Annotated in this window: 7 protein-coding genes; all 7 read right to left on the bottom strand. The window is 71.6% G+C overall.

Annotated elements, in window-relative coordinates; translation table 11 throughout:
• On the bottom strand, positions 1–401 hold a 401-nt coding region (locus ACWDN5_RS43235), incomplete at its 3' end, for an alpha-amylase family glycosyl hydrolase (protein WP_449680354.1).
• Between the two features lie 40 nt (positions 402–441).
• Positions 442–2,424 carry a maltotransferase domain-containing protein gene (locus tag ACWDN5_RS43230; RefSeq protein ID WP_310974880.1) on the bottom strand — a complete coding sequence of 661 codons (1,983 nt, stop codon included), beginning with the start codon at positions 2,422–2,424 and terminating at the stop codon, positions 442–444.
• 362 nt (positions 2,425–2,786) lie between these two features.
• On the bottom strand, positions 2,787–4,934 hold the full coding sequence (gene glgX / locus ACWDN5_RS43225; protein ID WP_449680353.1) for a glycogen debranching protein GlgX: 2,148 nt from the start codon (positions 4,932–4,934) through the stop codon (positions 2,787–2,789).
• 51 nt (positions 4,935–4,985) lie between these two features.
• Positions 4,986–6,710 (bottom strand): malto-oligosyltrehalose trehalohydrolase, encoded by a 1,725-nt coding sequence (treZ, locus tag ACWDN5_RS43220; RefSeq protein ID WP_449680352.1) that lies wholly within the window; start codon positions 6,708–6,710, stop codon positions 4,986–4,988.
• On the bottom strand, positions 6,707–8,983 hold the full coding sequence (treY, locus tag ACWDN5_RS43215) for a malto-oligosyltrehalose synthase (protein WP_449680351.1): 2,277 nt from the start codon (positions 8,981–8,983) through the stop codon (positions 6,707–6,709). The genes treZ and treY overlap by 4 nt, the downstream gene beginning before the upstream one ends.
• Positions 8,980–11,106 carry a glycogen debranching protein GlgX gene (gene glgX / locus ACWDN5_RS43210; RefSeq protein ID WP_310974876.1) on the bottom strand — a complete coding sequence of 709 codons (2,127 nt, stop codon included), beginning with the start codon at positions 11,104–11,106 and terminating at the stop codon, positions 8,980–8,982. Before glgX (ACWDN5_RS43210) ends, treY begins: the two co-directional genes overlap by 4 nt.
• Positions 11,107–11,183: 77 nt before the next feature.
• A complete protein-coding gene (gene malQ / locus ACWDN5_RS43205) occupies positions 11,184–13,160 on the bottom strand; it encodes a 4-alpha-glucanotransferase (protein WP_449680355.1) in 1,977 nt (658 codons plus the stop codon).
• Positions 13,161–13,227 lie beyond the last annotated feature (67 nt).

The following is a 13,227-nucleotide window of genomic DNA, read 5'->3' as shown; positions in this document are numbered from 1 at the left end:
CGGTGCGCTTCGTTGAGCAGGAAGACGAAGTCCTCGACGCTGCCGAACTCCGGCAGCACCGCGCGGAAGTCGCTGATGTCGTACCCGCCGTCGCGCAGCGGCGAGGCGTAGAACGGCGGCAGCCACAGGCAGTCGATGCCCAGCCAGGCCAGGTAGTCGAGCCGCCCGGCCAGGCCGCGCAGGTCGCCGGTGCCGTCGCCGTTCGAGTCGGCGAACGCGCGCACCAGCACTTCGTAGAACACCGCGCCCTTGAACCACTCGGGGTTGCTCGGCGCCTGCTGCGCCGACCGGAAGTCCCCGGCCTGTGGTTCCACGAGCATGCCGTCGGCGGTCATCGCCTCGCCGGTGTGCGGCACGCCCTCCAGCCCCAACGCCGCGTCGGGCCGGGCCTCATCCGCCATCTGTTCCACCTCAGTCCCTCGGGTTCCTGTCCTTCCGTTCTCAGCCGGCCAGCCGCCGCCGCACCGACACCACGTGGGCCACCGCCCGCCAGGGTTCGAGGCGGACGTAGTTCGCCGGGCCCCAGTCCCAGGTGTCGCCGGTGACCTCGTCGTGGGCGATCAGCCGTTCGTGCGCTTCGAAGCCGAGCGCGCCGGTGTCGAGCCAGAGCGTGCCCTCCTGGGGCCCGTACGGGTCGAGGGTGACGACCGTGACCACGGTGTCGCCGGTGGCCGGGTCCTGTTTGGAGTAGGCCAGCAACGCGTCGTTGTCGATGTGGTGGAAGTGCAGGGTGCGCATCTGCTGCAGTGCCGGGTGCGCGCGCCGGACGGCGTTCAGCTTCGCCAGCCATGGCTCCAGTGAACGCCCTTCGGCGAGCGCGCGCTCGAAATCGCGCGGACGCAGCTGGTACTTCTCGGAGTCGAGGTACTCCTCGCTGCCTTCGCGGACCGGGACGTGCTCGAACAGCTCGTAGCCGGAGTAGACGCCCCAGGTCGGCGAGATCGTCGCCGCCAGCGCCGCCCGCAGCGCGAACATGCCCGGGCCGCCGCGCTGCAGCGACTCGTGGAGGATGTCCGGCGTGTTGACGAACAGGTTCGGCCGGCCCTCGTTCCAGTGTTCCCGCAGGTCGATGGCGAAGTCGATCAGTTCCTGCTTGCCGGTGCGCCAGGTGAAGTAGGTGTAGCTCTGAGTGAAGCCGAGCCGGGCCAGGCCCCACAGGCGCGCCGGGCGGGTGAACGCCTCGGCCAGGAACAGCACGTCCGGGTGGGCGTCCTTGACCGACTGGATCAGCCAGGCCCAGAAGTCCGGCGGCTTGGTGTGCGGGTTGTCGACCCGGAAGATCTTCACCCCGTGGTCGATCCAGACCGTGATCACCCGCAGCATCTCTTCGTAGACGGCCTTGGGGTCGTTGTCGAAGTTGATCGGGTAGATGTCCTGGTACTTCTTCGGCGGGTTCTCCGCGTAGGCGATGGAGCCGTCCGGGCGGGTGGTGAAGAACTCGGGGTTCTTCAGGACCCACGGGTGGTCGGGCGCGGCCTGCAGCGCGAAGTCGAGCGCCACCTCCATGCCGAGCTCGTCCGCGCGGGCGACGAAGGCGTCGAAGTCCTCGAAGGTGCCCAGCTCGGGGTGGATCGAGTCGTGGCCGCCCTCGTCGGCGCCGATCGCCCACGGCGAGCCGACGTCCTCCGGCTTGGCGTCGAGGGTGTTGTTGGGTCCCTTGCGGTTCACTCGCCCGATCGGGTGAATCGGGGGGAGGTAGACGACGTCGAAGCCCATTTTCGCGACGCGGTCGAGCGCGGTCGCGGCGGTGGCGAAGGTGCCGTGCACCGGCTTGCCCTCGGCGTCGAGGCCACCGGTCGAGCGGGGGAACAGCTCGTACCAGGAGCCGTACGCGGCGCGGCGGCGGTCGACCCACACCTTGTGCGGCTTGCCCTTGGTGATCAGCTCCCGCACCGGGAACTCGTGCATGACCTGGCGGACCTCGGGCGACAAGGCGGGCCCGACGCGCTCGGCGAGGCTGCGCTCCTCGTCGCGCAGGGCCTTCACCGCACCGGTCAGGAGCGCCTTCTCGCCGCGGCGGTCCGGGCGGCGGGAGACGCGCTCGATCAGGCGGGCGCCGTTCTCGAGGTCGTTGGCGAGGTCTTCGGGACCCTGCCCGGCGGCGACCTTCACCTCGACGGCGTGCTCCCACGTCGCCCAGGGGTCGCTCCAGGCGTCGATCCGGAACGTCCACATCCCGGTGGTGTCCGGCGCGATCACCGCGGCGAACTCGTCGGGGTGGTCGGGACCGCGCGGCACCATCCGCGTCTGGCGGGTCAGCCGGTCTTCCGGGCCACGCCACGCGACGGTCGCCGCGACGGCGTCGTGGCCCTCGCGCCAGACGGTCGCGAAGACCGGGATGTGTTCCCCCACAACGGCTTTGGCCGGATACCGGCCGCAGCTCACGCTGGGGGAGACGTCGTCGATGCCGAGCCGGCCGGTCATGGGCAACGCCCTTCGATGTGTCGGTTGGACGCAGACGGCGACAGTCTGCCTGACTCGATCAAGCGCCCACGAGGCAGGGTTCTTTAGGCATGTACCCAGCCCTCACCGACCGAAACGCTTTCGCCGCAACGAATTTCCAGCGGATGTCCGGCAGGTTAAGCCGGCCCGCGAACGACACGCGAACCCGAACGGCCAAGACCCGTACCCGAATGGACGATCCGGGCCGTGCTTGAGGAGTCAACTCGCGTGATTGGGGAGTCAACTCGCGTGATTGAAGGGTCGACACGGGCACGGCCGCCGTGTCGACCCTTCAATCACGTGTGTCGACCTTCTGATCACGCGTGTCGACCCTTTCGTACGGGTCAGTAGGGCTCGGGGTGGGGTTCGGCGGCGAGGCGGGGGGCGCGGAGCAGGAGGAGGGAGCGGGACTGGAGGGTGACCCGGCTCTTGGCCTCCAAGGTGCCCGGGTTGGCCGGGCTGCCGTCGGCGGTGCTCGTGTCGAGGGTCGGCTTGAACGTCTCGCCGTACTCGCGGCCCGGGAGGATCACCTCGGCCGGGGCGTCGCCGGCGTGCAGCCAGAGCAGCCACGAGTGGTCGGGCACCAGCTCGCCCTCGCGGTTGCGGGCCTGGCTGTTCGAGCCGTCGATCCACATGCCGAGCGTGTGGCGGTCCTCGAACCAGTCGCTTTCGCCGAACTCCTCGCCGTCCGGGCGGAACCAGACCAGGTCCGGCTTGCCGGTCGGCGTGGTCCGGCCCTCGAAGAACTCCGGCTGCCGCAGCGCCGGGCTGTTCGCGCGCAGCCGCACCACCCGGCGGGCGAATGCGAGCATGGCCTCGGCCTCGGGGGTGTCCGGCGTCCAGTCGAACCACGACGTCTCGTCGTCGAGGCAGTACGCGTTGTTGTTGCCGCGCTGCGTCCGCCAGAACTCGTCGCCCATGGTCAGCATCGGGGTGCCGGTGGACAGCAGCAGCGTGGCGAACATGTTCCGGGCCTGCCGGGTGCGCAGCGCGCGGATCGCCGGGTCGGCGCTCTCCCCCTCGGCACCGTGGTTCCACGAGCGGTTGTCGTTGGTGCCGTCGCGGTTGTCCTCGCCGTTGCCCTCGTTGTGCTTTTCGTTGTAGGACACCAGATCCCGCAGCGTGAAGCCGTCGTGCGCGGTGACGAAGTTGATCGACTGCCACGGCCGGCGCAGGTTGTGGTCGTACAGGTCCGACGAACCGGACAGCCGGTAGGCGAGGTCGCGGACGCCGGTCGCGCCGCGCCAGAAGTCACGCACGGTGTCGCGGTAGCGGCCGTTCCACTCGGCCCACTGGGCCCCGAAGCCGCCGACGCGGTAGCCCTCGCCGGTCGCGTCCCACGGCTCGGCGATCAGCTTGCACCGCGAGAGCACCGGGTCGGTGGTGATCGCCGTCAGCAGCGTCGACGCCGGGTCGAACGCTCCCCCGCGCGGCCGGCCGAGGGTGCTGGCGAGGTCGAACCGGAAGCCGTCGACGCCCATCTCCTGCGTCCAGTACCGCAGCGAGTCCGTCACCAGCCGGACCACCGTCGGCGAGCCGGCCTCCAGGGTGTTGCCGCAGCCGGTGATGTCGGCCATGTGCCCGCGCTCGGTGTGCAGGTAGTACACCGGCGCGTTCAGCCCGCGGAAGCTCAGCGTCGGCCCGTCCGGCCCGCCCTCGCAGGTGTGGTTGAACACGACGTCGAGGATCACCTCGATGCCGGCCGCGTGCAGGGCGGCCACCATCAGCCGGAACTCCTCGACCTCGTGGCCGGGCTCGCTGGCGTACCCGGCGTGCGGGGCGAAGAAGCCCAGCGGCGAGTAACCCCAGTAGTTGTGCCGCCCGGCGCGGATCAGCGACGGCTCGTCGAGGAACGCGTGCACCGGCAGCAGCTCGACCGAGGTGACGCCGAGGCGCGTCAGGTACTCGATCGCCACCGGGTGGGCCAGGCCGAGGTAGGTGCCGCGCAGCGCCTCCGGGATGAACGGGTGCTGCCGCGTGAAGCCCTTGACGTGCAGTTCGTAGACCACCGCCTCCTCGAACGGCACCTCCGGCTTGATCCCGGTGTCCGGCCCGCCCGGCGAGGTGACCACCGACAGCGGCACGCTGCCCAGGGAGTCCACAGTGGACATCGGCCCGCGCTCGGGGTCGCCGGTGAAGCCCTGGGCCGCGGCGAGGTCGGTCAGCCCGCCGGTGATCTGCCGGGCGTACGGGTCGACGAGCAGCTTGTGCGGGTTGCACCGCAGGCCGCGGGCCGGGTCGTACGGGCCGTGGATCCGGTAGCCGTAGCGCTGCCCCGGCGTCACCCCGGGCACCAGGCCGTGCCAGACGCCGAAGGTGCGCTCGGTGAGCGCGATCCGGCGTTCCGACCCGTCGGCGTCGATCAGGCACAGCTCGACGGCGTCCGCGACGGCGGACGTGATCGCGAACCGCACCCCGCCGGCCTCGGGGTGGGCTCCGAGCGGGAAGGGGCGGCCGGCGAGGACGTGGTCGGCGGAGGGTCGTGTGGCCATTCCTGAATCGTCCCAGACAATCAGCGGTCCGTGCGCGTCATGGCAGAGGAGTTACCCGGAGGCAACCGCCGACCGGGCGATCACGAAGGTGTCCGGGGGCAGGTGCGCGGCCCCACCGTCCACGGTGGCCTCTCCCCAGGTCAGCAGCGACGCCGCGGCCCCGAGCGGCAGGGTCACCGGGCCGGGGCCGAAGTTGACGGCCAGCCGCAGCCCGCCGCGGTGCAGCACCAGCCACGACCCGTCCGGCGCCGAGTCGACGCGCAGGTCCGCGACCCACGGGTCGGCCAGCTCCGGCCGTTCCCGGCGCAACCGGATCAACGCGCGGTAGAGCGCCAGCATGTCCCGGTGACCGGGACGCTCCGGTTCGGTCCAATCCAGCCGCGAGCGTTCGACGGTCGCCGGGTCCATCGGGTCCGGCACGTCCGACTCGCCCCAGCCGTGCCGCGAGAACTCGCGACGGCGGCCGGTGCGGACGGCCTCGGCCAGCTCCGGGTCCGGGAAGGACGCGAAGAACTGCCACGGCGTGCTCGCCGCCCACTCCTCCCCCATGAACACCATCGGCGTGTACGGCGAGCAGAACAGGACCGCCGCCCCGCAGGCCAGCCGGTCGGCCGAGACCGTCGCGGACAGCCGGTCGCCGGTCGCACGGTTGCCGATCTGGTCGTGGTTCTGCAGGTAGCCGAGGAAGCGGTGGCCCGGGACGGTCCGCGTGTCGACCGGGCGGCCGTGGGTCCGCTCCCGGAACGACGACCAGGTGCCCGCGTGGAAGAACACCTCGCGCAGCACCCGCTCGAGGGCGTCCGGCGCGGCGAAGTCCGTGTAGTACCCGGTCGCCTCGCCGGTCAGCTTGACGTGCAGGGCGTGGTGGAGGTCGTCCGACCACTGGGCGTGCAGGCCGTAGCCGCCGCGCTCGCGGGGCGTGACCAGCCTCGGGTCGTTGAGGTCGGACTCGGCGATCAGGGTCAGCGGCCGGTTGAGCGCCGCCGACAGCGCGTCGACCTCGGTGGCGAGCTGTTCGAGCAGGTGAACGGCCCGCCGGTCGAGCAGCGCGTGCACGGCGTCCAGGCGCAGGGCGTCGACGTGGAAGTCGCGGAACCAGCTCAGCGCGTTGTCGAGCACGTACCGGCGGACCTCGTCGGAGCCGGCGCCGTCGAGGTTGAGGCCGGGACCCCAGTCGTTCTGGCCGGCGAAGTACGGCCCGAACTTGTCGAGGTAGGCCCCCGACGGGCCGAGGTGGTTGTAGACGACGTCGAGCACGACGGCCAGCCCCCGCGCGTGGGCCGCGTCGACGAACCGCTTGAACCCGTCCGGGCCGCCGTAGGGCTCGTGGACCGCGCCCCAGAGGACGCCGTCGTAGCCCCAGCCCGCGGTGCCGTCGAAGGAGTTGACCGGCAGCAGCTCGACGTGCGTGATGCCGAGGTCGACGAGGTGGTCGAGCCGGTCGATCGCCGCGTCGAAGGTGCCGCCCTCGGTGAACGTGCCGATGTGGAGCTCGTAGAGGACGGCGCCGGGCAGCTGACGGCCGTGCCAGGCGTCGTCGGTCCAGGCGAACTCGCCGTGGTCGTAGACGCGCGACTCGGCGTGGACGCCGTGCGGCTGCCACCGCGACCGCGGGTCCGGCAGCGGCTTCTCGTCGTCGTCGAGCAGGAAGGCGTAGTTGATCCCCTCGGCGTCGGCGTGCCACCAGCCGCCGTCACCTTCGGTCATCTCGTGCACGCCTGCGTCGACGCTCACCCGGACCCGGCGGGCCGCCGGGGCCCACACGCTGAACTTCATGCGTCTCCTCGCACCAGCAACGCGACGGGGTACCGCTCGAACAGGGTGGCCAGGTCACCGGTCGCCTCCCGGCCGGTCAGGACGTCGGTCCAGACCCCGGGCGGCAGCGGCAGGACGGTGTCGCGCCAGCCGCCGCCGGCGTCGAGGCCGGCCGGGAGCCGGGTCACCGCCACGGCGAGGTCCGGGCTGCGCGTGTAGGCCAGGCAGTGGGCGGCGGCCGGCCCCTCGGCCCGCAGCGGCCGGTAGCCGCGGAACAGCGCCGGGTGCTCCCGCCGCAGCCGCAGCGCCTTGTGCACGACCAGCAGCTTCGCCGCGCCCGACGCGTCGATCTCCGGCAGCTCGCCCTCGGCGATCCGCGCCAGGAGCTCCCGCCGGACGACGTAGTCGACCGGGCGGCGGTTGTCCGGGTCCACCAGCGAGAAGTCCCACAGCTCGGTGCCCTGGTAGACGTCCGGGACGCCGGGCGCGGTGAGCTGGACGAGCTTCTGGCCGAGCGAGTTCGCGTACCCGGGCCCTTCGATGCGCCGGACGAACGCCTCGACGTCCGCGGCCAGCTCCGGGTCGTTCAGGACGTCCTCGGGCCAGGCGGCCACGTCGGCCTCGAAGGCCTCGTCGTGGTCGGTCCAGCTGGTCCGGAGCTTGGCTTCCTTGGCCGCCTTGTCGAGGTAGTCCCGCAGCCGCGCCGGCTCGATCGGCCAGGTCGACACCAGGGTCTGCCAGGCCAGCAGGTTCAGCGACGGCTCGTCGATGCCACGGCGCGCGGTCCACCGCCGGACGGCCTCGGCGAACTCGCCGGGCACCTCGGCCAGCACCGCCATCCGGGCGCGCGTGTCCTCCGAGCGCTTGGTGTCGTGCGTGGTCAGCGTCGTCATCGCCGCCGGGTAGCCGGCCTCGCGCTCGGCGGCCAGCCGGTGGAACTCCTCGACGCCGAGGCCGAACCGGTCCGGGTTGCCGCCGACCTCGTTGAGCGCCGCGAAGCGCGTGTAGCGGTAGAACGTCGTGTCCTCGGTGCCCTTGGCCACGACCATGCCGGACGTCTGCTGGAGCCGGGTGGCCAGCTCGCTCTCCGGGTTCTCGCGCACGTGGGTGTCGAGGGCGAGCAGCGCGTCGGCGAGGTCGGGCCGCGCCCGGCGGGCGCCCTCGATCGCCGCCGCCCAGTGCGCCGCGCCTTCGGGGAGGTAGGAGCGGTAGACCGGGAAGGCGATCATGGTCTCGGCCACCGCCTGCCGGGCCTGCTCGGGGTCGACGCCGGGCAGCAGCGCGGCGATCCGCCGGACCTCGGCGACCAGGATGCGGTCGGTGACCAGGCGCCGGGCCTCGGCCTCCACGCGGTGGTAGCCGGTCTGCACCCCCAGCTCGGTCGCCAGCGCGGTGAAGCCGGGCTCGCCCGCCGGGTCGACGAAGACGCCGGCGATCTCGCGCAGGGCGTCGTAGCCGGTGGTGCCGTCGACCGGCCAACTCTGCGGCAGCGGCTCGCCCGGGTGCAGGATCTTCTCGGCCACGATCCACGCGTCCGGCGCGTTCTCCCGCAGCCGCCGGAAGTAGCCGCCCGGATCGGCGAGGCCATCCGGGTGGTCGACGCGCAGGCCGGTGACGTCGCCGTCGGCGACCCAGCGCAGCACCTCGCCGTGCGTCGCGGCGAACACCTTGGGGTCTTCGACGCGGACCGCGGCCAGCGTGGTGATGTCGAAGAACCGGCGGTAGGTCAGCTCGGCGTTGCCCCGGCGCCAGCCGATCAGGCGGTAGTGCTGGCGCTCGTGGACCTCTTGCGGGGTTCCGGTTCCGGTGCCGGGGGCGATCGGGAAGCGGTGGTCGTAGTAGACCAGCTCGTCGCCCTCGACCGAGAGTTCCGCGACGGCGTCGTCGTCGCCGAGGACCGGCAGCAGGACCGGGCCGCGCTCCCAGTCGACGTCGAAGAAGGACGCGTACTCGGAGTCGCGGCCGTGCTCGAGGACGTCCCACCACCAGCGGTTCGCCGTCGGCACCTCGACCGACATGTGGTTCGGCACGATGTCGACCACCAGGCCCAGCCCGAGCTCCTTCAGGAGCGCGGACAGCTCCTGGCGCGCCCCCTCGCCGCCCAGCGCGGGCCGCGCGCGGGTCGGGTCGACGACGTCGTAGCCGTGCGTCGAACCGGGGGCCGCGTCCAGCACCGGCGACGCGTACAGCGCGCCGATGCCGAGGTCGCGCAGGTAGCCGGCGATGCCGGCCGCGTCGGCGAAGGTGAACTCCGGGCGCAGCTGGACCCGGTAGGTCGACTCCGGCACGGTCATGCGGATTCCGTCTCCGTCCGTTGCAGCACGATCAGGGACCGGGCGGGCAGGGTGAGCCGGCCGCCGCCTTCGACCGGTTTCGCGTCGGCGGGTTCCACCTCGCCGGTCGCGGTGTCGACGACGACGGTCCAGCTCTCCCCGTAGCCGTTGCCCGGGAGCGTGGTGTCGATGTCCTCGTAGTGGGCGTTGAAGGCGAGCAGGAACGAGTTGTCCTCGACGTGCATCCCGCGCTGGTCGAGGTCGGGGATCGCCTTGCCGTTGAGGAAGACGACGACCGCCTTGCCGAAGCCGTCGTCCCAGTTCTGCTCGGTCATCTCCTCGCCGGCCGGGGTGAACCAGGCGATGTCGCCCAGCTTGTCGCCCTTGCCGACCGGGCCGCCCTGGAAGAACCGGCGGCGGCGGAACACCGGGTGCCGGTGCCGGAACGCGCCCAGCCCGGCGGTGAACTTGACCAGGTCCGCGTTCTCCTTGGCCAGCTCCCAGTCCATCCAGGACAGTTCGGAGTCCTGGCAGTAGACGTTGTTGTTGCCCTGCTGGGTGCGGCCGAACTCGTCGCCGTGCAGGATCATCGGCACGCCCTGGGACAGCATCAGCGTCGCGAGCATGTTCCGCTGCTGCCGGACGCGCAGGGCGAGCACCTCGGGATCGTCGGTCTCGCCCTCGACCCCGCAGTTCCACGAGCGGTTGTCGTCGGCGCCGTCGCGGCCGTCCTCGCCGTTGGCCTCGTTGTGCTTTTCGTTGTAGGACACCAGGTCCCGCAGCGTGAAGCCGTCGTGGGCGGTGACGAAGTTGATCGACGCGAAGGGGCGCCGGCCGTCGTCCTGGTAGAGGTCCGACGAGCCGGTGATCCGGCTCGCGAACTCCCCCAGCGTCGACGGCTCGCCGCGCCAGAAGTCGCGCACGGTGTCGCGGAACTGCCCGTTCCACTCGGTCCAGAGCGGCGGGAAGTTGCCGACCTGGTAGCCACCGGGGCCGACGTCCCACGGCTCGGCGATCAGCTTCACCTGGCTGACGATCGGGTCCTGCTGCACCAGGTCGAAGAACGTCGACAGCCGGTCGACGTCGTAGAACTCGCGGGCCAGCGCGGAGGCGAGGTCGAACCGGAAGCCGTCGACGTGCATCTCCGTCACCCAGTAGCGCAGCGAATCCATGATCAGCTGCAGGGTGTGCGGGTTGCGGACGTTGAGGGAGTTGCCGGTGCCGGTGTAGTCCATGTAGTACTCGGGCTCCCCCTCCACCAGCCGGTAGTAGGCCTCGTTGTCGATGCCCCGCATCGACAGCGTCGGCCCGAGGTGGTTTCCCTCGGCCGTGTGGTTGTAAACCACGTCGAGGATGACTTCGATCCCGGCTTCGTGAAAGGCCTTGACCATGCCCTTGAACTCCTGGACCTGGCCGCCTTCGCCGGGCATCGCCGCGTAGGAGTCGTGGGGCGCGAAGTACCCGATCGTGTTGTAACCCCAGTAGTTCGTCAGGCCCTTCTCGGCCAGCCCGTGGTCGGTGACGAACTGGTGCACCGGCAGCAGTTCCACCGCGGTCACGCCGAGTTTCTGCAGGTGCTCGACGACCGCGGGGTGCGCGAGACCGGCGTACGTACCCCGCAGCGCTTCGGGCACGAACGGGTGATGCACGGTCATGCCCTTGACGTGGGCCTCGTAGATGACCGTCTCGTTGTACGGCCGCTTCGGCTGGCGGTCGTTGCCCCAGTCGAAGAACGGGTTCGCCACCAGCGAATACGGCACGTGGCCGGCGCTGTCGTCGTCGTTGCGCTCGGCCGGGTTGTCGAACTTGTAGCCGAACAGCGACTCGTCCCACTTCACGCCGTGCGAGACGGCCTTCGCGTACGGGTCGATGAGCAGCTTGTTCGGGTTGCAGCGCAGGCCGCGCTTCGGGTCGTACGGGCCGTGCACGCGGAACCCGTAGCGCTGCCCGGGGCCGACGTTGAGCAGGTAGCCGTGGTGGACGAAGCCGTCGACCTCTTCGAGCGCATAGCGCGTCTCCTTGCCCTCGGCGTCGAACAGGCACAGTTCGACGCGCTCGGCCACCTCGGAGAACAGGGCGAAGTTCGTCCCGACTCCGTCGTAGGTGGCGCCGAGCGGGTAGGGCGTTCCGGGCCAGGGCCGCACTGGGTTTCTCCTCGAGCTTGGTCGTGCCGGTGGCGTACCACCGGGGGTCGCGCGCGCAGGGATGGTCGTTACCGTCGTCACCGGGGCAGCGGCCGGGCCGCCGCCAGCGGTGCGACCGCGGCGCGGACTCCCTTCGCGGTGAAGAAGCCGTCGACGCTGACGGGGAGGCGAATCCGCCAGTTAGGGTACTGGTCGACGGTTCCGGGCAGATTCGGCTGCCGCACCTGGCCCGCCACGTCGGCCGGCGAGGTCAGCACCAGCCGGGACGCGGCCCGCGCGAGCAGCGTGTGCAGCGCGACGACCAGGTCGTCGTCCGGGATCCCTTCGCGCGCAACGAGTTCCAGCAGCGCCTTGCGCTCCTCGGCGGCGGCCTTCTCCTCCGCTTCGACCCCGCGGTCCAGCAGGCCGAGCTCGGCCCGGACCCGGACGTGCTCGCCCTGCAGCCAGCCCGCGACCGTCGGCAGGTCGTGCGTGGAGATGCTGGCCATCGCGTCCGGGTCCCAGGTGTCCGGCGAGGTGAACGGCTGGCCGGGCGCGTCCCAGTCGCGCTCGAACCACAGCACGGCGGAGCTGAGCATCCCCCGTTCGTGCATGGTTTCGGTGACGACCTCCTCGACGGTGCCGAGGTCTTCCCCCACGACGACGGCGCCGGCGCGGTGCGCTTCGAGCGCGAGCACGCCGACCATCGCTTCGGCGTCGTAGTGGACGTACGTGCCGCGATGCGCGGGCTCGCCCGGCGGGATCCACCAGAGCCGCCACAGGCCGGCGATGTGGTCGACGCGGATGCCGTCGGCGAAGCGCAGGACGCCCCGGATGACGTCCCGGAACGGCGCGTACCCGGCCTCGGCCAGCTTGTCCGGCCGCCACGGCGGCAGGTTCCAGTCCTGCCCCTGCTGGTTGAAGGCGTCCGGCGGCGCGCCGACCCGCACGTCGGCGGCAAAGACGTCGTTGAGCGCCCAGGTGTCGGCCCCACCGGGGTGCACCCCGACCGGCAGGTCGTGCACGATCCCGACGGTCATCCCGGCCTCGCGGGCGGCTTGGCGCGCCACTTCCAGCTGCACCCGGCAGAGGTGCTGGAGCCAGGCGTGGAAGGCGACGCGGTCCTTCAGCTCTTCGCGCGCCTTCGCCGTCGCCGGTCCGGCCGGGTCGCGGAGGTCCTCCGGCCAGTTCCGCCAGTCGCCGCCGTGCTGCTCGGCGAGGGCGCAGAAGAGGGCGAAGTCCGCCATGTCCTCGGGAACGTCTTCGACCCGGTGCGGCCACAGCAGCTCGAGGGCGGCGCGCTTGGCCGTCCAGACGGCGTCGTAGTCGATCAGTTCGCCTTCGCGGTCCGGGGCCAGGGACTCGACGGCGGCTCGGGTCGCGGCATCGGCTTGCCGGAAGGTCTCCGTGGCGGTGACGCGCAGGTAGACGGGGTTGGCGAACCGGCGGCTCGCGGGCGAGTACGGCGACCGCTCGATCGGGTGGGCGGGGCTGATCGCCTGGACCGGGTTGACCAGCAGGACGCCGGCGTCCAGTTCGGCGGCCGACCGGGCGGCGAAGGTGGCGAGGTCGGCGTAGTCGCCGATGCCCCAGGAGCCGGCCGAGTGCAGGGCGTAGAGCTGCAGCATCCACCCCCAGGCGGGCCGCACCTGCGGCAGCTTCGCCGGCACGACGGCGAGCACGACGTCCTGGTCGGCGGTGACCACCCGGTGCCAGCCGAGCGGAAGGTCGTCGGGCAGGTGGCCGTCGGCCCGCCGCCGCGTCCCGTCTTCGAGGACGACTTCGGCGTCGACGCCCAGCGCGGTGCCGGTGCCTTCCCGCACGACGATGGTCGGCGGCAGGGCGGCCGGGGCTTCGCGCGCGGCGCGGAGTGCGGCGGCGATGGCCTGGTCACTGGTGGCATCGACGCCGAACTGGCCGAGAACGGCGACGACGACATCGTCGGCCACGTCGACCCAGACCCGGTCGGCGTTCTCGTACCGGGTGGCGACACCGTAGTGGGCGGCGAGCTCGTGCAGGGCGGGGATCTGTTCGGGCACGGGACCAGCATTCCGGTGCCGGGCGGTTCCCGCCATCCGCACGGCCGCGAACGTCGCGAATGACTCATTCGGGACGTCCGAGGTCCCGGATGAGTCATTCGCG

It is taken from the genome of Amycolatopsis sp. NPDC003731 (genome assembly GCF_053586895.1).
The sequence above is the reverse complement of the archived record's forward strand: the minus strand, read 5'-3'. Positions and strand labels throughout refer to the sequence as shown.

Excerpts from the sequence above, each read along its gene's own strand:
- ACWDN5_RS43230 (WP_310974880.1), bottom strand. The coding sequence starts at position 2,424 with ATGACCGGCCGGCTCGGCATCGACGACGTCTCCCCCAGCGTGAGCTGC.
- glgX (WP_449680353.1), bottom strand. The coding sequence starts at position 4,934 with ATGGCCACACGACCCTCCGCCGACCACGTCCTCGCCGGCCGCCCCTTC.
- treZ (WP_449680352.1), bottom strand. The coding sequence starts at position 6,710 with ATGAAGTTCAGCGTGTGGGCCCCGGCGGCCCGCCGGGTCCGGGTGAGC.
- treY (WP_449680351.1), bottom strand. The coding sequence starts at position 8,983 with ATGACCGTGCCGGAGTCGACCTACCGGGTCCAGCTGCGCCCGGAGTTC.
- malQ (WP_449680355.1), bottom strand. The coding sequence starts at position 13,160 with ATGGCGGGAACCGCCCGGCACCGGAATGCTGGTCCCGTGCCCGAACAG.